Source organism: Oculatella sp. FACHB-28 (assembly GCF_014696015.1).
Classification (GTDB): Bacteria; Cyanobacteriota; Cyanobacteriia; order Elainellales; family Elainellaceae; genus JAAUTN01.
Map to the genome: position 1 here is coordinate 226,050 of NZ_JACJPJ010000041.1, position 20,740 is coordinate 246,789.

The 20,740-nt window shown below is 50.0% G+C and carries 16 protein-coding genes; 9 read left to right on the forward strand and 7 right to left on the reverse strand.

The window, feature by feature from the left end; all coding sequences use genetic code 11:
* Positions 1–86 precede the first annotated feature (86 nt).
* Positions 87–527: a DUF309 domain-containing protein gene (locus H6F88_RS05965; protein WP_242050407.1), complete on the reverse strand. Its 441-nt coding sequence runs from the start codon at positions 525–527 to the stop codon at positions 87–89.
* A 4-nt stretch (positions 528–531) separates the two neighbouring features.
* Positions 532–1,710 carry a DUF58 domain-containing protein gene (locus H6F88_RS05970; RefSeq protein ID WP_190641819.1) on the reverse strand — a complete coding sequence of 393 codons (1,179 nt, stop codon included), beginning with the start codon at positions 1,708–1,710 and terminating at the stop codon, positions 532–534.
* Positions 1,711–1,839: 129 nt separating this feature from the next.
* Here H6F88_RS05970 and H6F88_RS05975 point away from each other — a divergent pair, with 129 nt between their 5' ends.
* The 5 genes from H6F88_RS05975 (at position 1,840) to H6F88_RS05995 (ending at position 6,779) form a co-directional block, all read left to right on the forward strand.
* Positions 1,840–2,166 carry a DUF6825 family protein gene (locus H6F88_RS05975; protein WP_190641820.1) on the forward strand — a complete coding sequence of 109 codons (327 nt, stop codon included), beginning with the start codon at positions 1,840–1,842 and terminating at the stop codon, positions 2,164–2,166.
* 162 nt (positions 2,167–2,328) lie between these two features.
* Complete coding sequence (locus H6F88_RS05980; protein WP_190641875.1) at positions 2,329–4,095, forward strand: AarF/ABC1/UbiB kinase family protein; 1,767 nt, start codon at positions 2,329–2,331, stop codon at positions 4,093–4,095.
* Positions 4,096–4,131: 36 nt separating this feature from the next.
* Positions 4,132–4,875: a protein phosphatase 2C domain-containing protein gene (locus H6F88_RS05985; protein ID WP_190641821.1), complete on the forward strand. Its 744-nt coding sequence runs from the start codon at positions 4,132–4,134 to the stop codon at positions 4,873–4,875.
* Between the two features lie 345 nt (positions 4,876–5,220).
* Positions 5,221–5,415 carry an NblA/ycf18 family protein gene (locus H6F88_RS05990; RefSeq protein ID WP_190641822.1) on the forward strand — a complete coding sequence of 65 codons (195 nt, stop codon included), beginning with the start codon at positions 5,221–5,223 and terminating at the stop codon, positions 5,413–5,415.
* Between the two features lie 482 nt (positions 5,416–5,897).
* On the forward strand, positions 5,898–6,779 hold the full coding sequence (locus H6F88_RS05995) for a universal stress protein (RefSeq protein WP_190641823.1): 882 nt from the start codon (positions 5,898–5,900) through the stop codon (positions 6,777–6,779).
* A gap of 20 nt (positions 6,780–6,799) precedes the next feature.
* Here H6F88_RS05995 and H6F88_RS06000 read toward each other — a convergent pair whose 3' ends face one another.
* The 3 genes from H6F88_RS06000 to H6F88_RS06010 form a co-directional block, all read right to left on the reverse strand.
* The gene (locus tag H6F88_RS06000) at positions 6,800–8,338 is read right to left on the reverse strand and encodes a serine/threonine-protein kinase (RefSeq protein WP_190641876.1); all 1,539 of its coding nucleotides are present in this window, start codon (positions 8,336–8,338) and stop codon (positions 6,800–6,802) included.
* A gap of 752 nt (positions 8,339–9,090) precedes the next feature.
* Positions 9,091–9,861 carry an ABC transporter ATP-binding protein gene (locus H6F88_RS06005; protein ID WP_190641824.1) on the reverse strand — a complete coding sequence of 257 codons (771 nt, stop codon included), beginning with the start codon at positions 9,859–9,861 and terminating at the stop codon, positions 9,091–9,093.
* Complete coding sequence (locus tag H6F88_RS06010) at positions 9,851–11,182, reverse strand: branched-chain amino acid ABC transporter permease (RefSeq protein ID WP_190641877.1); 1,332 nt, start codon at positions 11,180–11,182, stop codon at positions 9,851–9,853. The genes H6F88_RS06005 and H6F88_RS06010 overlap by 11 nt, the downstream gene beginning before the upstream one ends.
* 275 nt (positions 11,183–11,457) lie before the next feature.
* Between H6F88_RS06010 and H6F88_RS06015 the strand changes: the two genes are divergently transcribed.
* Both H6F88_RS06015 and H6F88_RS06020 read left to right on the forward strand, forming a co-directional pair.
* A complete protein-coding gene (locus H6F88_RS06015) occupies positions 11,458–13,053 on the forward strand; it encodes a glucose-6-phosphate isomerase (protein ID WP_190641825.1) in 1,596 nt (531 codons plus the stop codon).
* Between the two features lie 153 nt (positions 13,054–13,206).
* Complete coding sequence (locus H6F88_RS06020; RefSeq protein ID WP_190641826.1) at positions 13,207–14,397, forward strand: GNAT family N-acetyltransferase; 1,191 nt, start codon at positions 13,207–13,209, stop codon at positions 14,395–14,397.
* A 154-nt stretch (positions 14,398–14,551) separates the two neighbouring features.
* Here the strand turns inward: H6F88_RS06020 and H6F88_RS06025 are convergent, their stop codons facing one another.
* Positions 14,552–15,019, reverse strand: a complete 468-nt coding sequence (locus H6F88_RS06025; RefSeq protein WP_190641827.1) for an RNA-binding protein — start codon at positions 15,017–15,019, stop codon at positions 14,552–14,554.
* Between the two features lie 946 nt (positions 15,020–15,965).
* Complete coding sequence (locus tag H6F88_RS06030) at positions 15,966–16,343, reverse strand: hypothetical protein (protein ID WP_190641828.1); 378 nt, start codon at positions 16,341–16,343, stop codon at positions 15,966–15,968.
* 129 nt (positions 16,344–16,472) lie between these two features.
* Here H6F88_RS06030 and ligA point away from each other — a divergent pair, with 129 nt between their 5' ends.
* The gene (gene ligA, locus H6F88_RS06035; RefSeq protein ID WP_347277339.1) at positions 16,473–18,599 is read left to right on the forward strand and encodes an NAD-dependent DNA ligase LigA; all 2,127 of its coding nucleotides are present in this window, start codon (positions 16,473–16,475) and stop codon (positions 18,597–18,599) included.
* A gap of 88 nt (positions 18,600–18,687) precedes the next feature.
* Positions 18,688–20,475: an alpha/beta hydrolase gene (locus H6F88_RS06040; RefSeq protein WP_190641829.1), complete on the forward strand. Its 1,788-nt coding sequence runs from the start codon at positions 18,688–18,690 to the stop codon at positions 20,473–20,475.
* The last annotated feature ends 265 nt before the right edge of the window (positions 20,476–20,740 follow it).

A 20,740-nucleotide genomic window follows, 5' to 3' on the forward strand; every position in this document is an offset into this window, starting at 1 on the left:
CCTTGACTCTCCTATCTTCACAGAAGTTTCAGCCTCAACAGAACTTTTGTTACAAAGTTTGTACCTTTGATTCACTTCAGCAAAAACTAGCTCAACGATTGCGATCCTTCCTCAGCTTTTGAGATAGTCGGCAGCTTCAAGGAGCCGGTCGAGGCGAGGCGATCGCCCGCTTCCATTTGTACCAGATCCGCCACTCGCTCTGCTCCTACCTGTTGCAACATCGCCAGCAAATCTGCCGCCTGATTTAACAACTGCGTCACATTTACTCCAGAATAAACGGGTTGGTAGTGTCGCAGCCGATTCATCCCCTCTCCCAGCAGAATCACCGCCCCTCGCCAATTGTGATTGCCCAAATGGTGCAACGCCACTGCAATTTGTAGTACCCCTTGGTAAAACCGCTTTTCTGGCTCCACTGAATCCATCCACAGTGCCTCTAGCGTGTCGTGGCAATCATAAAACTGGCGCTGATTGAACTGCTCCACGCCCTGCCAAAATTCCTCTGGGATTTCCTCCATCTCTTCATTCATTCGTTTAGTGTTGCGGTAAAGGTGCCTGAAGTTGAAGCTGTAGGTCTTTTTCGGGTTGAACCACAAAACCGGGATGGCTGGAGCTGAGCGATACGTTTGATAGCGGCTTCTCAGACCGCAACTCATTGGAATTTCTCGATGACCACAGGAGCCAACGACTACCTTGAGGTAAATCACTGAGGCTATCTGGATTTTGGCTGAGCCACACCAGAGACAGCGGAGGGAGGCGATCGCCCGTCTCCTCTTCTCCAGCATACGTTTCTGCCAGCGCTTCTAGCACCGCTTGTCCGCCGCGCAGCAATCCCGTTCGAGCGGTCCAGAGGCTGACCTGAAGCTGACGCTGAACTGCATAAAAATACAGCGAAGCCGCCACGATCACCGCTTGCTCAAAGTCATCTCGCTCCCAGGCGATCGCACTGTCCAAAGCAATGACGACTTCCTGCCCACCCGTAAACATCTCTAGCTCTCGCACCCTTAACTCTCCGTAGCGGGCGCTAGTACGCCAGTGAACCAACCGAATTGGATCTCCCCAACGGTAGGGACGTAGAGTCCGCGTTACCCCCTCTGTTGCGCCTAGAGCACGGTAGCTGCTCTGCACCTGAGCATTCACGTCCCTCCCCATCTCATCAATCAAAGGACACTGACGCAGAGGCAAAACGATGGGGTAGACAATCGCGATCGCCTTTGCCGTTCGACTCCGTCGACTCCAAAATAGTCCCAGCGGTGCAGCCGTTCTTAGATTCACCGTATGCCAGCGATACACGCCCCGTCGCTGAGTCGGCTGCTGATAAACCCAGCGCTGCATTCCCCTTGCTGGAATTAGCTCAAACGCCTGCTGCACTGGCTTGTTTAACACATGAGGCAGCATATCTTGAACCTCAATTAGCGTTTTGGGCTGGGTTGCTGGGTTGTGCAATTCCAGTTCAATCGTGAGCGGTTCACCCGCACTAACAGGTTGAATCGGCTGTCGGATCACCCGAATCTGCCGCAGCGATCGCCGGGGGAGGATGGTGGCGATCGCCAACAGCGCAAAAATTACCCCACTAATCACATACAGCCAACCTGACATCGTATTCGTCGCCGATGCAAAGAAAAACAGCGACAGCCCCGCCAACAGCCAGCCGCTATAGGCAGGCTTCACCCAGCGAGTCTCCAGCCAATCATTAATCTGCTGATATTGCATAGGAATTTTGCGGATGGGGGATTAAGAATTAGGGATTAGGGAATGGGGATCAGAGGCTAACCCCCAATCATCCCCCCCAACCTGAGTAAGCAGGCTATAATTTTTGCGGAAGCGTAACATAATTTGCACATGAGTAATCCCCTGGTTCATGCGTTTTTTGTAGGCAGAGCTTTCGCAGAAGCGCTCGGCGAGCAGCTTGAAAACGCTGTAACTGACACCCTTAGCGAGCTCGGCAAATTTGATGCGGAGCAACGCGAACGTCTACGACAGTTCACAGAGCAAGTCATCGAACGAGCCAATCGTGAAGAAGAATCTGCTATGCAGGGTCGTACAACCTCAGCCTTAGTGCGTCGCGGTTCGCAACCAGAAGACCTGCAGGCCACCATTGACGAACTTCGGGCAGAGGTTGCCCAACTTCGCGCCGAGCTGCAGCGCTATCGCAGCCGGTCGTCCTGATAGCTTAGCGTTCTAGCTCCACTGCACTTTAAAAATCTCAAAAGCTCACCCCTTGGTAGGCTTTAAGTAACTTAAAATCTTTCTCCTGAAGTTTCTTTAAGCACTTGAGTGTCTGTTCCTTCTGATGATCCCATTCAACCTGCACGGAGTGCGAGGCAAGTAATGTCGGCGCTTCCTTCTCAAGCTGAATTAGAGTCAAGTGACGCACTGGCCGGGTCAGACCGTGACCTGTCAGTTCGCAATCGATTTAAGCCCAATTCTGCAAAGGCTTATCGCTGGAGCCGTAAGAATTATTCTCGCCAGCGTCGCTTCATCGACATCTGGACCTTTGTGCTAAAGCTTTTAGCAGCCCAATGGTTCTACAAAAAATCATGGAGCTATCGAGGCGGAGCAACTGAGGAAAACAAGTCCCTCCGGCGTCGAGCGCTGGCAATCTGGATTAGAGAAACATTCCTAGATCTTGGACCCACATTCATCAAGCTGGGACAACTCTTTTCAACCCGCGCTGACTTGTTTCCAGCGGAGTATGTTGAGGAGCTAACCAAGCTTCAAGACAGAGTCCCTGCCTTCAGCTATGAGCAGGTTGAGGCAATCATTCAGGAAGATTTTGACAAAGCGATTCCAGGGCTTTATCGCAGTTTTGACCCTATTCCTCTAGCAGCCGCTAGTTTAGGACAGGTTCACCGAGCTCAGCTTCATTCCGGTGAAGAAGTTGTGGTAAAGGTGCAGCGTCCGGGGCTAAAGAAACTGTTTGAGATTGACCTGCGGATTCTCAAAGGAATTGCCCGCTACTTCCAAAACCATCCCAATTGGGGGCGAGGTCGCGATTGGCTGGGAATCTACGACGAGTGCTGCCGCATCCTATGGGAAGAAATTGATTACCTAAACGAAGGACGCAACGCAGACACATTTCGCCGCAATTTTCGGGGTGAAGATTGGGTAAAAGTTCCCCGAATCTACTGGCGCTACACGTCTCCAAGAGCGCTAACCCTAGAATATGTCCCCGGAATCAAAATCAGCCACTACGAAGCACTAGAGGCTGCGGGATTAGACCGCAAACTGCTTGCCCAACTGGGCGCTAAAGCCTATTTGTATCAGTTGCTTAATGATGGGTTTTTCCATGCTGACCCCCACCCTGGCAACATTGCCGTTAGCCCAGAAGGATCGCTAATTTTTTATGATTTTGGCATGATGGGGCGGGTTCAACCCGTCACGCGGCAAAAACTTTTACAAACCTTTTTTGGCATTGCTCAAAAGGATGCTGATCAGGTCGTAGCTTCCCTCATTGAGCTAGGGGCACTGGCTCCAGCAGAAGATATGGGTCCAGTGCGACGATCGATTCAGTACATGCTGGATCACTTCATGGATCAGCCCTTTGAGCACCAATCTATCAGCTCCATCAGCGACGACCTCTACGAAATTGCCTACGACCAACCCTTCCGTTTTCCCGCAACCTTTACCTTCGTAATGCGAGCGTTTTCAACGCTGGAGGGAGTTGGGAAGGGACTAGATCCAGAATTTAACTTTATGGAGGTCGCAAGACCTTTTGCGATGCAAATTATGACAAACGGACATTCTTCAGAATCCAGTGGTTTATTTAGCGAATTAGGTCGCCAAGCCGCTCAGGTGAGCAGTACAGCGCTGGGTTTACCTCGCCGTATTGAAGACACCATTGAGAAGCTAGAGCGGGGAGATTTGCGAATTCGGGTGCGATCGACTGAAACTGATCGCGCCCTACGTCGCCTCAGCAGCGTTAACATGGGGACTAACTATACTTTGCTGATCGGAGCCTTCACATTGTCGGCTACGATCTTGTTAGTAAATCAGTACGTTTGGTTGGCAGCACTATCAGCCATCGCAGCATCGGTTGTTGCAGTGGCTCTAGTTCGGCTCTTAATGAAGCTTGACCGACTTGAGCGTATGCTTTAAAGATCTAAATTCGCTTCCGATGCAAGCAGCTACTCTATGAAACGCCTCTTCACGGGTCTTACTGACCCTGGATTGATCCGATCCGTGAACCAGGATGCCTTTTATAACGACCCAGACGGGCGTTTTTTTATCGTGGCAGACGGCATGGGAGGTCATGCAGGCGGTCAAGAAGCAAGCCGAATTGCAACCTATGCCATCCAAATGCACCTGGATAAATACTGGGCTTCACCGGAGCAATCTAAGACATTGCTGGAGACAGCGTTTCTAGAAGCAAATCGGGCTATCCTAAACGACCAGGCGGCTCACCCAGAACGCTCTGACATGGGAACAACAGCTGTCGTGGTCATTTTTCGGGATGAGCAGCCTTACTGTGCCCACATTGGAGATTCACGGCTTTATCGCCTGCGAGGGGCAAAACTAGATCAAATCACGGAAGATCACACCTGGGTGGCTCGGGCTATGAAAGTAGGAGATTTAACTCCCGATCAGGCTCGAATTCATCCTTGGCGACACATCTTGTCGAAGTGTCTGGGACGAGAGGATTTACGTCAAGTGGATGTGCAGTCGTTTGATTTGCTGCCGAGCGATCGCCTCCTACTCTGCAGCGATGGCTTGACCGAAGAGCTCCCCGACCATTTGATCGCCTCCCACCTAAAAGGGATTCGCGCTTGTGACAAAGCAGCTTTAACCCTGGTAAACGCAGCAAAAGACAAAGGTGGGCGAGATAACATCACCGTCGTGATCGTTGGCAGCGACAGCTCCGCCCGTGCTGAAGAGTAACCCTAGTCGAGCAAGCTTCACCAAAATCGGATTGGGTTAAATTTAGTTTACTTTGAACTTTTTTACAATTCGTAACTTGCTAGAAATACCTATAACCTACGAGCAGAGGGGCTTTTGCAGATCCCCGTCTTTCGGATTATGCGGTTTTCGAGCAAAAGTACCCTTATGGGGATAGGCAATTTGTCAAACGATTGTTATCTTTTGTAATATAAAGCGATCCTAAAGCTTGTTCATGGGAAACCTGAAGCGTAACAACGATCGCCGAATAGATTTCGAGGAGCTTGCAATATCTAGTTAGATTTGCACACACCGCGAATTCACTCACTACCCCAAGAGGAGTCAATCATGAACCAACCAATCGAACTTTCTCTGGAACAACAGTTCAGCCTTCGGTCGTTTGAGACTCAGGTTGAGCGGATGAGCCGTGAACAAGCTCAGCAATTTCTAATCAAGCTGTATGAGCAGATGATGTTGAGGGAGACCATGTACAAGCAGTTCCTCAAGCATCAGTGGGGCATTGAGGCTGGTCCCCAGTTCTAAGTTCTGCTTTTGTCGCAGTGGGCGACCTCCCTCTCTTGCTAAGTTCCTGCTGGGAAAAGAGCTGGGGATGCTGGGGCGTCAACTCTTCCCTTGATACGGAAATTGCTTTCCTGATGTCACTTAGCTCCGTACAAGTCCGTTCGCTACAGTCTTCTCCTGGGAACCTTTTGACTGCATATCTGTGAAGACGGACGCATTACCACGCGAGTTTGTCTGTCTTTGAACCCTGTTGCGCTGTTTACGTGATTCTTGGCAATTGCTCACCTCTGCACAGCAAGCCGCTAGAATTCAATTAAAAATTTAACCGCTGATATTGCTTTGATTCTGGGATTAGGTAAAACTTTTAGATCTACTGTTGCTGCTACATGAATTGCCTTTGAGGTCAAGCAAGTACCGTATGTTGCTGCGAGACTCTACAGCGAGGATGTTAGGGTTAGGAGGAGCTGAATAATGTGCTAGACCTTCAACCCAGACCTTAACCTATGTTTCAGCGCGTCATCATTTGCACAGATTTTTCGGACGGCATATATCGCCTAGCAAATTGCGTTCCCAGTCTCGCTGCTGGTGGCGCAAAACAAATCATTTTTTTACACGTTATCCCCCTGTCTGATGAAAGGGAGATCCCTCGTCCTAATCCGGAGAAGATGCAGGCTGCACGCGATCGCCTCTCTGTGGCTCTAGAAAACGTGCCTAATGGCGTTGATGTCAAAGTTGTAGTTGAGTCAGGAAAACCTTCTGACCACATCGTCAGCACTGCCAAAGCCCACAATGCTGATTTAATCGTTCTGGGAATGCCCAGTCGTAACTTGCTTGCCGAAAAATTGTTTGGCAGCACAACGATGAACCTGTGTCAGCGAATGGCAATTCCAGTGATGACGCTGCGCCCCCAACTCGTTTCTACCTACACAGTGGAGGAGCTAGATCTGCGCTGTCGTCATTTGTTTCGCTATCTGCTGTTGCCCTATGATGGCAGTGCGCCCTCCCAGTACTTACTTCAGCAGGTCAAGCATTACGCTCAACAACCGGATAGCTCACTGGAGTGCTGCTTCCTCTTCTGGGTCGTTGATCCATCTGGGCGTAGCAGTGCAGTCTTAAAGGAATCTAGGGCAAAAGAGGCGGAAGCTAAGCTAGCAGAGGCTAAAGCTGACCTGGAGAAACTGGGATTAAGAGTTGAAACTGAGGTACGCATGGGCGACCCTATCCTAGAGGTGCTAAAAGCTGCTGAGGTGCATGATATTAGTGCGATCGCCTCCTCATCTGGCAGTTTGGGTAAGCTGATCGAGTGGTCAGTACCCAGCTTTACAGGCGAGATTCTACGCCGGAGCTGGCATCCAGTCATCTATTTTCCCCCTACAAGAGGGTGAGTCGGCGCAACTAGCAATATTCAACCCGACAGGTCAGTATCTTCCTCGAAGTAGAGAGATTCTAGCTTCATCAAGATTTTGGGCTTAATTTTCTCTAGTTCTGCTTTCAAAACGCTCTTGCTGATATGAGCTTGAGAGATCGACCCACGGGTTAACTGCCCCGTTGTTGCCCAGTCGAGCAATAGCTTGCACTGTGGCACGGCGATCGTTGAATTGACCACATTGGCACAACGCTTCGGTTCTTCTTGGGCAAAAAACAACACCCGATATTCCCCTGACTCGCCTAGTAGCCGAGTCATTTTTTGTCCTTGAGGGGTTTTTAAGTCTAGATAGCAGGGCAGCCAGCGGGGACCGTATTTCCGGTTATAGAGGACGGTGAGCCATAGCATCATGGGATGGGGCGCTTCTAAAAACAAAAACTGGTTGTAGCGAGTACCCGTTTCCCGCTTTTGAACTTCTTTTTTAGGCAACATCACCCACAGGGTTGCCAAATGACCTTTGCTGGTGCGAAGCGGATGGTGAAAGACAATTTCAGCGATCGGCTTATCGTCGGGCCAAGAAGCAAATCGACAGATTTCTATGACGGAGAGGGAGTTAGAAAGGCGCTCAGGCTTTCTGACGACTTCTTTTTCTTTGAGAATCTTGCTCCACTGTTTGCCTAGTTCTCTGCCATGACCAAAACGCTGCTCTAAAGGCTCCAGAGCTTTAATGATTTCAGCAACCGTTTGGGGGCGATCGCCTGGTGACTTTGACAAACAGCTCATCACCAGATTTTCTAAGGCTTTTGGTGGCTTTAGGTCCAGGTTGAACGACTCAAAGGTGCGGGGCTGCTGAAAATGATGGGTCTTATACCAACCGCCAAACGTGTGCGTGTCAGCATGAAGCGGCATTTTGCCGGTCAACATCTGAAACATCATTACGCCCAGGCTATAAATATCCGAGCGTCCATCTAGCTCACGCCCCTCCATTTGCTCGGGCGAAGAGTACGCCAGGGTACCCATAAAGCAGTTGGTCTGGCCGCTGTCTGCCTGAAGCATTTTGGCGATGCCAAAGTCCAAAATTTTGGCCATTTCTCCCAGACTGTCATCCTGAATTATCAGAATATTGCTGGGTTTGATATCTCGGTGAATCACGGGGCAAAGATCGCCGTCAACCTGAATCCCTTGATGGGCGCGCTGTAGACCGAGACAAACGTGACGAGTCAGGTTTAAAAATCGAGGCAAAGAAAGCGGCTGATGGGCAATTAAATCGCTCAGGCTTTCTCCGCGCAGATACTCCATCACGTAGAAAGGGATTTCGTCATCATTCACGCCATAGTCAGTCACTCTGACAATATGAATGCTCTTTTGCCCTAGCAACGCACAAGTTGTCGCCTCTCGCACAAAGCGATCGCGCATTTTGTCATTGAGCAGCGTCTGCGAGAGAAACTTAATGGCAACGGGCACCCCTCCCAACAGCACGTCCTTAGCTCCATAGACGCGGCCCATAGACCCCTGTCCCAGCGTCTCTATGAGCTGATAGCGGTTTGCTAACATGCAGCCAATGTTTGAGTCTGTCATCATGGGGCGGACTCCTCACACCAAAAGAATAATGGAGCCCGACTGATGAACAGCCTGCGGCATCAACTGCACTAGCTGAATCAGATTGGGTGCATTTGCAAGACTTACCAGAATCACCTGCTACCTCAAAAGCTAAGCAAAACGATTAGGAAACGAAAGAGAGGAATGCGATCAGCCTAATTTTTCATCAAAGTTATGAAATACATCAACTTGAGTGAATTAGTCTGATCAAAACAACAATCGGTTGCACCCGATGGAAGGTTAACTAGACCTACCGATAGAGGGCGATCATCGGCTCTCTAGACCCTGCATCAAACGTGAATTCGCGTAGTAACAGAGGGAATGAACAGTACCCAGATCAAAAGCCTATTTCTCGTACCAAGAGCTAAGTCAATTGAGTGATAAAGGTATCGTACTTTAGCTCCTAAGGCTGTATCAAAAATCAGGGAAACGGCTATTAGACTGTAGCTTTATGCAGAATTGCAAAGAAAAGTTAACTAGCTTAGCAGCAAAAGCCCAAATTTATGAGCGCTTGGAGTTATTTTAGCGATTCATACTACCTTATTATCTAGAGCAACTGTGCGATTCACCCCTCCCAGTGAGGCTGATTCGACTCGATCGTGCTGTTGTTTGATTCCATCCTTACTAACAATGCCCAAATGTGCCCGAAAAGCTACTGAAGTCAAGGCAATAACTTTATGTATTCATTGTCCTTGCGTCGGGCAATCGCTCCCTTGAAAGTTCCCTGAAGGTTACTGACCCAGATAGGCTTCTAGCACCTGAGTATTTTTTTGCATTTCGGCAGGTGTACCAGAGGCGAGGTTGCGACCTTCCGCTAGCACCCAGACGCGATCGCACAGAGACATAATCACGTCCATGTTATGCTCAATTACCAAAAATGATAATCCTTCCCGGTTCCACTGAACGATGTGTTCGCAGATTTTGTTAATCAGCGTTGGATTCACCCCGGCTGCGGGTTCGTCTAGCAGAATCAGCTTTGGACGCACCATCAAAGCTCTGGCAATTTCTAGCAGCTTACGTTGACCACCCGATAGGGCTCCAGCATATTCTTGGGCCATGTGTGATAGCCCAACTGACTCCAAGATCTCGCTGGCGTATTCCCGTTGCGATCGCTCCTCTTTAATCACTTGCCCTGGACGAAGCCAGACATTCCAAAAGTTTTCACCCGACTGATGCTGAGTCGCTAGCAGCATGTTTTCCATCACCGATAGACGAGAGAGCACGCGAGCGACCTGAAAAGTTCTCACCATGCCTTGTTGAGCAATTTGGTGAGGCTGTAATTGCTGAATCGGTTCGCCGTCAAAAATCACCTCACCGCTATCTGGACGGATAAAGCTGGACAGCAGGTTGAAAAGGGTTGTTTTGCCGGCACCATTTGGCCCAATCAGACCAGTGATGCTGCCTTGAGGCACTTCAATCGAAGCATTGTCTACCGCTTTGATACCGCCAAAGCTCTTGTAAAGGTTCTTAGCGGATAACAGAGCATTTGCATTATCGACCAAGAGTCAGCTCCTCCTTCTTGCCCAAAATTCCTTGAGGTCGCCAAACCATCAGCACCATCAGCAAAAGCCCAATGATCATGACGCGAAATGCACCGAGACGGGCATCATCCAAGGGAACAATATCTGCGAGGATAAAGCGAGTAGACGTTTGGTATGCCCAGAAAATAGCGGCACCGAGTAGCGTCCCGACGTTGTTGCCTGCGCCACCTAGCACCACAATGGTCCAGGCATTAAAGGTGACGAGCGGCTGAAAGTTGTCTGGGTAGACCGTTGTCAGTTGCCATGCATAAAGCGCTCCCGCAACTCCAGCGACCAGTCCCCCCAACATCAGCGCTTGCAGCTTGTACCAGAAGACATTTTTGCCAAGCGCTTTTGCTACTTCTTCATCTTCACGAATGGCTTTGAGAACCCGACCCCAGGGCGATCGCACCAACTTCTGCAAACCCCAAAAAATCACCGCTACCACCAAGACTGAGATAAACATCAGTCCCGTCTTAATCGAAGTGCGCGAGTAGGTGTAGATTGCATGGGCAGCAAATTGGTAAATCCACAGCCCTACTGCTAAAGACAGCAAGCAGGAAACGAGAGACAGTCCTATGAACCAATCTGGCAGACGAGGAATAGTTTGTTGCGCCAACCAGGTGTAGAGCGCGATAATGCCAACCAAAGCACCCAACAGAAACAAACCCAGCAGCCAGGGAGACAAATCCTCCGCTAGCTTGAGCTGACGGGCGATGATGACAGTTCCATAGAGCAGCAAACCCAGCGAACCGAGATAACCAGCTACAGCCAAAGAACTGTTAATCAGGGACTGACGCGGGACACCCTTGATTCGCTGACGCAGCCATTTCCACAACTGCCAGTACCCGATCGCGATCACTCCAGTAAAAATAGCCAGCATCCCAATTCGAGTCAGCAGAGTGGGGGCAAAACCCTGCAAAGGCAACGGAAACCCTTGCACACCAAACGCACCACGAGTTAGCCACTCTTCATTGAGAGCAACGAGGCGCACCATTTCTGAAACACCGATGGTGACGATCGCCAGGTAGTCTTCTCGCAGCCGCACGGTCGATAGCCCAATCAGTAGCCCCAGCATGGCTGCAAAGAGCGAGCCAACCAGCACACAAAACGGTATCCAGATCAGCAGCGGAATAGGCACATCAAGGTCGCTTAGCAGCACAGTGACATAGCCACCGACTGCCATAAATGCAACATGTCCAAAATTAATCAGTCCGGTATATCCCCACTGCAAATTTAGCCCTAAGCCAAACAGGGCGAAAATCGCGGTGAAAATTATCAGCGAAACAATGTAGCCTTCCATGCAGGTTGCGAAAGGGAGGTTGTGAAAGGGAAATAGCTTGGCGATCGCTGTTATCGCAGGCTCAGAGTTGCCAAGGCGATCGCCAACTGTTCTGTTCATTTAAGATTGCGTATGAATTGTACCGCATTCACAGAGACAGCCCGTATCAGGGGAGACGGAGACATTTACAGAAGGTAAATTATCGTGAAACCTAAACTCTATCCTTATGTTTCTCAACGGGTTGGACATGAGTCGCTAAACTGTGATTGACCCATTACGACAGGTTGAAATTTGCTATGGATGCCGCTGCACTCTGGCAACGTTACCAAGACTGGCTTTATTACCATGAGGGATTGGAGCTTTATCTCGATGTCAGTCGAATGCGGTTTGATGACGAATTTGTAGCAACGTTGCAGCCTAAGTTTGAGAAAGCATTTCAGGATATGGCGGATTTAGAGAAAGGGGCGATCGCCAACCCTGACGAAAACCGCATGGTCGGGCACTACTGGTTGCGTGATCCAGAGCTAGCCCCCACTCCAGAACTAAAGCAAGACATCCTCGACACGCTAGAGCAAATTCACACCTTTGCTCAGAAAGTTCACAGCGGCGAAATTCACTCGCCCCAGGCAGAGAAATTCACCGATATTCTCTCCATCGGCATCGGCGGGTCTGCGCTTGGGCCAGAATTCGTCGCAGAAGCCTTGTCTCCCATCTTTCCGCCGCTCAACATTCACTTCATTGACAACACCGACCCTACAGGAATCGATCGCATCCTGATCCAACTGCAAGACCGACTTGCGACCACACTGGTCATTACCATCTCCAAGTCTGGTGGTACCCCTGAAGCGCGCAACGGCATGTTAGAAGTCAAACACGCCTTTGAAAAACAGGGGCTAGATTTTGCTAAACATGCCGTTGCTACAACAGGCAAAGGCAGCAACTTGGACAAAATCGCGCAAACCGAAGGCTGGCTAGCCAGTTTTCCTATGCACGACTGGGTAGGTGGACGAACCTCCGAACTGTCAGCCGTTGGATTACTTCCCGCCGCACTTCAAGGAATTGGCATTGACGCAATGCTAGCTGGCGCAAAGGAAATGGATGCCGCAACCCGTGTGCCAGACATCAAAGGTAATCCTGCCGCACTGCTGGCGCTGTCCTGGTATTTTGCTGGGAACGGTAAGGGCGAAAAAGATATGGTGGTTTTGCCGTACAAGGACAGCCTGCTGCTGTTTTCTCGCTATCTGCAACAGCTCGTGATGGAATCTCTGGGCAAGGAAAAAGACCTGGATGGCAACACGGTCTATCAAGGCATCGCAGTTTATGGCAACAAAGGCTCCACTGACCAACACGCCTACGTGCAGCAGTTGCGAGAAGGCGTACCCAACTTCTTCCTTACCTTTATCGAAGTGCTGGACGACCGCGAGGGCGAATCTGTTGCAGTCGAATCGGGCGTAACCTCTGGAGACTACCTTTCTGGATTACTTCAAGGTACTCGTCAGGCACTCTACGAAAATCATCGAGACTCGATTACACTGACCATTCCTGAAGTCAATCCCTATACAGTCGGGGCATTGATTGCGCTATATGAACGAGCAGTTGGATTCTACGCTTCCCTGGTCAACATCAACGCTTACCATCAGCCGGGCGTTGAGGCAGGCAAAAAGGCGGCAGCGGCAGTGTTAGACCTGCAACGACGAGTTGTAGAGGTTCTACAGGAAGTAGGGCAGCCTATTAGGCTTACAGACTTGGCTGAGAAGATCAACGCCTCTGACGAAATCGAAACCATTTATAAAATCGCTCGGCATTTACACGCCAATCAACGTGGAGTGAGTCTGAGTGGCGATCCTGGTAAGCCTGAAACGTTGGCGATCGCCCCCAAGTCAGGAACGTGAATTTAGTTAAGTGAATCAAGCGCAGCATTTAGGCTGGGGGCTTGGCACTGCCAAGCCCGTACAGTTGAGTACAGTAAAGAGATTAGGCAGGTTAATTCATTCACGTTCTTCAACCCATTCAACCCTTTGGTATCCGATTCCTAATCTACAAACATGGTGGAACAACTTAAGCCCCGCTATTCCCTGGCTTGGATTAACAAGCTGTCTGAAGTCCCCCAAGTCGAATGGGATGCGCTGGCACTGCCACTCAAAACTCCATTTTTGGAGTGGGAATGGCTCAACAACATGGAAACCTCTGGTAGCGCTACCGCTAAAGCAGGTTGGTTGCCCAATCACTTAACGGTATGGCGCGATCGCACCTTAATCGCAGCCGCCCCCCTGTACCTGAAAGGGCACAGCTATGGTGAATTTGTGTTTGACCACCAGTGGGCCGATTTATCGCAGCGCTTAGGCATCCAGTACTACCCCAAACTACTGGGGATGTCACCCTTTACCCCAGCAGAGGGTTACCGCTTCTTGATTGCCCCTGATGAAGACGAAGACGAAATTATAGAACTGATGGTAGAGGCGATCGACCACTTCTGTCTTCGCAACCACATCTCCAGCTGCAATTTTCTCTATGCCGATCCAGAGTGGCGAAGCGTGATGGAGCGGCACGGCTTCGTTAGTTGGCTACACCACAGCTACATCTGGCAAAACCAGGGCTATCAAACCTTTGACCATTACTTAGGTGCGTTTAACGCAAACCAACGTCGCAACATCAAACGAGAGCGCAAGGCGGTCGAAAAGGCAGGATTACGGCTTCAGGTGCTGACCGGAGACGAAATCCCTAAATCGATGTTTTCACAAATGTATGCCTTCTACAGCGATACCTGCGATAAGTTTGGCTGGTGGGGCAGCAAATATTTGACTCGTCGCTTCTTTGAGCAGCTTTACCCGCATTACCGCCATCGGGTTGTATTTGTTGCCGCCTATGACGAGCAAAATGAGCAGCGACCCGTTGGTATGTCCTTTTGCCTGACCAAAGGCGACCAGCTTTATGGACGATATTGGGGTTGCTTACAGGAGTTTGACAGCCTGCATTTTGATGCTTGCTATTACACACCGATTGAGTGGGCGATCGCCCACAACATTCAAACCTTTGATCCGGGTGCTGGTGGCAGACACAAAAAGCGGCGTGGTTTCCCCGCTACCCCCAACCACAGTCTGCACCGCTTTTACGATAGTCGCCTTGCTCAAATTCTTAACTCATACATTACTGAAGTTAACCGAATGGAGCAACAAGAGATCGATGCCATCAACCTCGATTTGCCATTCAAACAAGGTACAAATGACGAATCATAATCCCTGACCTACACACAAAGACCTAGAAACAAAGTTGCCTGCCGCAATGGAGTTAGGTTTATCCAACCCCATCACGGCAGGCATATTGCTACTAAAACCAGTCCCTCATCAGACGAGCAGCGTTAGACCGTCTTCGAGGCTAACTAATCAAAACCTACGAGTTAGCAGTCTGGGTTGCGAGAAGCTGCTTCAGCTTTTCTAAATCTTGAGCCCAGCGTGGATCAGGCTGAACTGCTTCAGGATCAGAAGAGTTTGCCGCCGCAGGACGCTTAGATTTACCACCGCCACCACCACCGCTGCCTTTGCTACGCTTGGCAGAAACGGGAGCAACGTTGGTTTCAGCTTCACCTGCATCGCCTTCATCCTTGCCTTTTGACCGCGGCAGTGCCTTTTCGATCTTGAGAGCACTGTCTTTGAGGACAAAGCCGTTGAACTTCTCAATCAACTGGTCAGCCTGCTCGTCATTTTTGACGGTGACAAACCCGAAACCGCGACATTTGCCGGTTTTGCGATCAGTAATCACTTTGGTAGAGACTGAATCATCAAATTCGGCAAACACAGTCTCTAGTTCCTGGCGTTCCAGTTCTCTAGGCAGGTTGCCTACATAAAGACGAATAGACATAGAACAAAGATACCTCTAGACTTTGAGTCGAACAAATTTGCTAAAAAGTGCTGCTTTGGGACTGGCTAAGGATAGAGAGCTGGGGTCACTAAACTGAAAGACTCATGAGTTAATACTTTGACCAAACTTCAGCAACACATCATCTTAGTGGATACTATTGAACATCTCTTATGCGGAACTTCATGCTCAGGAGAGAGAAAGGGCTCTGATAAAGAATTCAGTGAACCTCAAACAACTGCTAGAGCGTAAAGTTTAGGAGTCTAACGTGACTCTTCCACCTCAAAATGTCTGCGCCATCCACTAAGTTACCACGACCTTAAGCTTGGGGCTAGCTTAAACCCTAGTTCCATCGGTAGATTTCGATTTCTGGAAGAAAGCTTGCAACCCATAAGCAGCAATTCTCGTGAAGAACTAAACAAAAGCCAGCCTAATTGTGTTGGGCTGGCTGAACTTGCTGTGTTGGGAGGATAGAACCCGATACCAGAGCAGTGCATCAGTGTCAGCCTGAAAAACTAGACCTGAAACCTGAGTCACGTCCAGGTACGTTTGGTTTCTGTAAAGAAATGTAACATCTGGGTTAGGATTTGTGCAACACTTCTTCATGCTACTCTGCCAGGCTGTAAGTGTGGGAATGGGAGTCAATGCAATACATTAACCCCTAATAAGAGTGGGGACGTAACGAGTTACGCCCCCACACCTTTACCCAATCGGCAGATGCAAATCAGAATATTTAGTGCCCAGAAGAATTTCTTTGCGATTTCTTCACTGATCTTCTGGATGGAGCGATCGCCTCTTAAGCCTCACTCTACCGGATGAATGCCTAAGCTAAGATTCCTTGAAACTAAACCTTTTGAAGCGTTAGTCAGGAGCGATCGCCTCGTTTGAAGTCCTAATAGTAGCTGAACTGCCTTAATCCTACAACCCCCATCTCAGCCATTCTTAATAATCAGTTTTGTCCCGGCTTGCGAATCGTAAACGAAATAGAGCGCTGAAGGGGAGCTGATGGAGCTTTTGAAGCGGTGAGGTTGGGAAGCTGCGGGGTAGGGCGAGGATTGGGAATTGAGGATTGAGGGTTAGAGGTTGGAGATTGGGAATTGGGGGATTGAGAGGTGGGAAGTGAGGAATTAGGTTGAGGGGGTTTGGGGAGTGATGGTTGGGAAAAATTTTGCCAAGGTAAGCCTGCCGGTTTGTTGCGGTTGGAGGCGATCGCCAGCAAAACTCCCGCCACAACCAACGTAGGCAGAGGCAACGTCAAGCCCTGTAACCATTGATAGAGTTCTATCATGCCTAAAAAGATAACGAAAAAAGCAGCCCAAACATGCATTGCTTTAGCTTAGGACTAACTACAGGCAGAATACCCGATGTTTGCAAATTAAAGTGATATTAGACTAGCTCTGATTGTTTGGAGCGATCGCCAGAGTGGAGAAGACTTGTGGAACACCCCACACCTAAAGTGGAACAGCTCGCCAATAAAATTAAACAGCCACCTGAAACTGAACAGCCACTTGAAATCAAACAGCGAGTTGAGGAACTGCGTCGCGTACTTCAGCAAGCGAGCTACGCCTATTACGTGTTAGATGCTCCCGACTTGGAAGATGCAGTGTATGACCAGCTTTATCGGGAACTTCAGGATTTAGAAGCCCAGTATCCAGAGTTAATCAGTTCAGATAGCCCGACCCAGCGGGTAGGAGAGCGCCCGGCCGCCCAATTCGCTTCGGTGCGACACAATATTCCCCTCTACAGTTTGGAGAATGCCTTTAACCTGGAGGAGTTTGCCGCATGGCAAGAGCGCTGGCGACGAGTTGCCCCCGAAGTCAAAGAATTTGAGTATGTCTGTGAATTGAAGATTGATGGTTCTGCGCTAGCGCTGACCTATGAGAACGGAGTTTTGGTTCGAGGCGTGACGCGGGGCGACGGGGTGATGGGTGAAAACATTAGCCAGAACGTCCGCACAATTCGCACGATTCCGCTGCGGTTAGCGACAGACAATCCCCCTGCGGTAGTGGAGGTGCGGGGCGAGGCGTTTTTGCCGCTAGACGTGTTTCAGCAGATTAATCAGGAGCGAGAGCAGGCAGGCGAGGCGCTGTTCGCCAACCCGCGCAATGCGGCAGCAGGAACGCTGCGACAGTTAGATTCCCGGATTGTGGCACGACGACGGCTTGATTTTTTTGCCTACACGCTGCACATTCCTGAACAGGGCGATCGCTCACCCAAAAATTCTGACGGTCAAAATCCAGAGAATCAAAACCCGATTACAGGAGAACTGCATCACAACATTTCTAGCCAGTGGGAATCGTTAGAATTCCTACAAAGCGTTGGCTTTCGGGTCAATCCAAATCGCCAGCTTTGCCAATCATTAGAAGAGGTGCAGGAATATTACGATCGCTGGTCTACAGAGCGATTGGAATTGCCGTACCTGACCGATGGCGTGGTCGTCAAACTAAATCCGCTGTCGCTGCAACAGCAGTTAGGGTTTACACAAAAGTTTCCGCGTTGGGCGATCGCCCTCAAATATCCGGCAGAAGAAGCCCCCACAATCGTAGAAGATATCACCATCAACGTCGGCCGCACTGGGGCACTGACCCCCACTGCAGAACTGCGTCCGGTGCAGCTAGCCGGAACGACCGTTTCGCGGGCGACCTTGCATAATGGCGATCGCATTGCCGAGCTAGACATTCGAGTTGGCGACACGGCGATCGTGCGGAAGGCAGGCGAAATCATTCCCGAAGTGGTGCGGGTGCTGACGGATCTGCGTCCACCAGGCACTCAGCCATTTCAAATGCCGACCCACTGCCCCACCTGCAAACAGCCAGTCGTGCGTCCAGAGGGTGAAGCCGTGGTGCGCTGCATTAATGCCTCCTGTCCGGCAATTTTGCGCAAGGCACTGGAGCATTGGGCGAGCCGTGATGCGTTAGACATCAACGGGCTAGGCGAAAAATGGGTACAGCAGTTTGTTGATCGGCAGCTAATTCGCACCGTTGCAGACCTCTATGACCTGACGGTTGAGCAACTCATAAACGTAGACCGCATGGGCAAAAAGTCGGCACAGAAATTAGTGGAGGCGATCGCCCAATCTAAAACTCAACCCTGGTCACGAGTGCTGTACGGGCTAGGAATTCGGCATGTTGGCAGCGTCAACGCCCAACTCCTGACGGAGCGGTTTTCCACTGTAGAACAGCTTGCTGAAGCCACCCCAGAAGCCATTGAAACTGTTCACGGCATTGGCGCTGAAATTGCTCAGTCAGTATATGACTGGTTTCGAGTGCCTGCTAACCAAACGCTAATCGATCGCCTAAAAACTGAGGGAATTCAGCTTGCAGGTGACACTTCCAACTCCGCACCCGCTTCTTCCAAACTGGCAGGTAAAACGTTTGTAATTACAGGAACACTGCCAACATTAAAGCGAGAGGAAGCAAAAGACATGATTCAGGCAGCAGGCGGCAAGGTCACCGGTTCGGTCAGTGCCAAAACCAGTTATGTAGTGGTTGGCGCTGAGGCCGGATCTAAGCTAGAGAAAGCTGAGTCACTTGGAATCACCCAATTGTCGGAAGCACAATTGCTAGAGTTATTGGCAGATTAGAAGGGGCAGACGTTTTAGCGTCTCGAAAGCATTCTGATTACGGCTATTTTTAGCTGTAATGGTGTAAAAATACGGCTATTTCACGAATATGAACTGTTCTGAGCCTGCCTCGTCCTTCACTGCCAGGCACGTGCGATCGCGTCCATTCGCGTTAACTCAACGATCCGCTCGTTGGTTTAAGTCCAAAATAAAGTCTATTTTAATTCCGGCAGTCTTACCCGCAGTTTTAGTTGCCTCTCCTGCGTCGGCGGCTGAGCGCATTTACTTTTCCTATGGCATTATCGAGCGCTCTATTTCTATTGATTCTTTAGAAATCTATGCCGAAGAAGGCACGATTGAGGCTGATCTGGAAGCTTACTCCCGATACGCCACCCCAGAACAGCTAGAGCAACTACGTACCCTCCTGAGCGCTAAAGCAGAACTAAGTCCAGTGGCGATCGCCCAGTTTCTTTACACCGACCAAGGGGAAATCCTGCTCAGGCGACTAGGCGCAATTATCCAAACTGAAGCCCGTCAATCAGGGTTTTACGCCATTCGCTCCGCTTTGATTTTGGCTGCGGACGATCCAGAAGGGCTAACGCCATTAAATGTTCTCAGGAAATTTCCAGTCACAGGCATTCGCATTGACCTCAGTCGCACCCTGTCAGTGGTTAGCAACTTAGAGCAACTGATCAATCAAACCACCGAAGCCGTCAATGCAATTGAACAACAATCCGAACTGGAAGCAGCATCCGATCCGATGACTGACTCCTCATCGCCGCCTGATCCTCGGCGATTAGGTAGCTTTACCTGGCAAAGACAAACCATCACGCTAAACGACCCTAGCCGCGATCGCACCTTTGTTGCAGATGTTTATCTTCCGCTTGAGGCAACGGGGGATCCGAATTACCCGCTAGCTCCTGTTGCCTCTGCCCGGGTGATCATCATGTCTCATGGGCTAGGGTCAGACCGTACCACCTATCGTTATTTGGGAGAACACCTAGCCTCTTACGGCTTTGCGGTTGCCATTCCAGAGCATCCAGGCAGCAATGCCGATCAGCTACAGGCACTGGTCGAGGGTCGAGCTAGCCAGGTCACAGAACCCGCTGAGTTCATCAACCGTCCGTTAGATGTGACATATCTGCTTGACGAGTTAGAAAGGCTCAACCAATCAGACTTTGCCTTTCAGGGGAGGCTAAATCTACAGCAGGTCGGCGTAGTGGGCCAATCCTTTGGCGGTTACACGGCATTGGCCCTAGCAGGCGCAAAAATTAACTTCCAGCAGCTTGCAGAAGATTGCGCTGCGGAAGAAAGCACGCTGAATTTATCGCTATTGCTCCAATGTCGGGCCGAAGAACTGGTGCCGCCCGCTATTGACCTGCGAGACGAGCGAGTGGTTTCAATCATGGCAATCAACCCAATTGGCAGCATCATTTTAGGTCCAGCAGGCTTTAGCGAAATCGACATTCCAGTCATGCTAGTTTCAGGCAATGCAGACACCGTTGCACCAGCCCTGTTTGAACAGATTCGCCCTTTCACCTGGCTCACCACGCCCAACAAATATTTGCTGATGATTCGCGGATCAACCCACTTTTCAACCATTGGCACTTCTGAAACTAGCAGCGAGATAGTGACTTTGCCGCCCGAAATCATTGGGCCAAGCCCAGCCGTTGCTCGGAGCTACATCGACGCAATGAGTACAGCCTTTTTTCAAGTTCATCTGGTCAAGGATGCAGACTACCTTGACTATCTCAGAGCTGCTTACACTGAACGCATCAGTGAACCCACATTGCCCATTGATTTAGTGCGATTTTTAACTCCTGCCCAACTCGCCCAAGCGCTGAGAGAACCGGTAGAATCTTCTAGCAGGTTGGACTCCAATTCATCATTAAACTAATGGCGTTGTAGCACCCTCTAAATGGTCGGTCACCCTTGGCAAAACCTACTATCGGCGCTGTCGGCAACAATCGAGTCTGTTTTACCGTCAAAAATGCGGCAGGGTGAAGTCCGTTTTTTAGTCATCTCTGGCACGCTACTTCAAATCAAAAACTGATTCTTTGCTTAGACAGTCTGTTGGGCTGCGTTTCGGTAAAACGCTTTAAATGGACAGATGCCAAACATTTGCCATTGTGGTGACACATAGATTTACGGTCCATCTTTTA

Excerpts from the sequence above, each read along its gene's own strand:
- H6F88_RS05965 (WP_242050407.1), bottom strand. The coding sequence starts at position 527 with ATGAATGAAGAGATGGAGGAAATCCCAGAGGAATTTTGGCAGGGCGTG.
- H6F88_RS05970 (WP_190641819.1), bottom strand. The coding sequence starts at position 1,710 with ATGCAATATCAGCAGATTAATGATTGGCTGGAGACTCGCTGGGTGAAG.
- H6F88_RS05975 (WP_190641820.1), top strand. The coding sequence starts at position 1,840 with ATGAGTAATCCCCTGGTTCATGCGTTTTTTGTAGGCAGAGCTTTCGCA.
- H6F88_RS05980 (WP_190641875.1), top strand. The coding sequence starts at position 2,329 with ATGTCGGCGCTTCCTTCTCAAGCTGAATTAGAGTCAAGTGACGCACTG.
- H6F88_RS05985 (WP_190641821.1), top strand. The coding sequence starts at position 4,132 with ATGAAACGCCTCTTCACGGGTCTTACTGACCCTGGATTGATCCGATCC.
- H6F88_RS05990 (WP_190641822.1), top strand. The coding sequence starts at position 5,221 with ATGAACCAACCAATCGAACTTTCTCTGGAACAACAGTTCAGCCTTCGG.
- H6F88_RS05995 (WP_190641823.1), top strand. The coding sequence starts at position 5,898 with ATGTTTCAGCGCGTCATCATTTGCACAGATTTTTCGGACGGCATATAT.
- H6F88_RS06000 (WP_190641876.1), bottom strand. The coding sequence starts at position 8,338 with ATGACAGACTCAAACATTGGCTGCATGTTAGCAAACCGCTATCAGCTC.
- H6F88_RS06010 (WP_190641877.1), bottom strand. The coding sequence starts at position 11,182 with ATGGAAGGCTACATTGTTTCGCTGATAATTTTCACCGCGATTTTCGCC.
- H6F88_RS06015 (WP_190641825.1), top strand. The coding sequence starts at position 11,458 with ATGGATGCCGCTGCACTCTGGCAACGTTACCAAGACTGGCTTTATTAC.
- H6F88_RS06020 (WP_190641826.1), top strand. The coding sequence starts at position 13,207 with ATGGTGGAACAACTTAAGCCCCGCTATTCCCTGGCTTGGATTAACAAG.
- H6F88_RS06025 (WP_190641827.1), bottom strand. The coding sequence starts at position 15,019 with ATGTCTATTCGTCTTTATGTAGGCAACCTGCCTAGAGAACTGGAACGC.
- H6F88_RS06030 (WP_190641828.1), bottom strand. The coding sequence starts at position 16,343 with ATGCATGTTTGGGCTGCTTTTTTCGTTATCTTTTTAGGCATGATAGAA.
- H6F88_RS06040 (WP_190641829.1), top strand. The coding sequence starts at position 18,688 with ATGAACTGTTCTGAGCCTGCCTCGTCCTTCACTGCCAGGCACGTGCGA.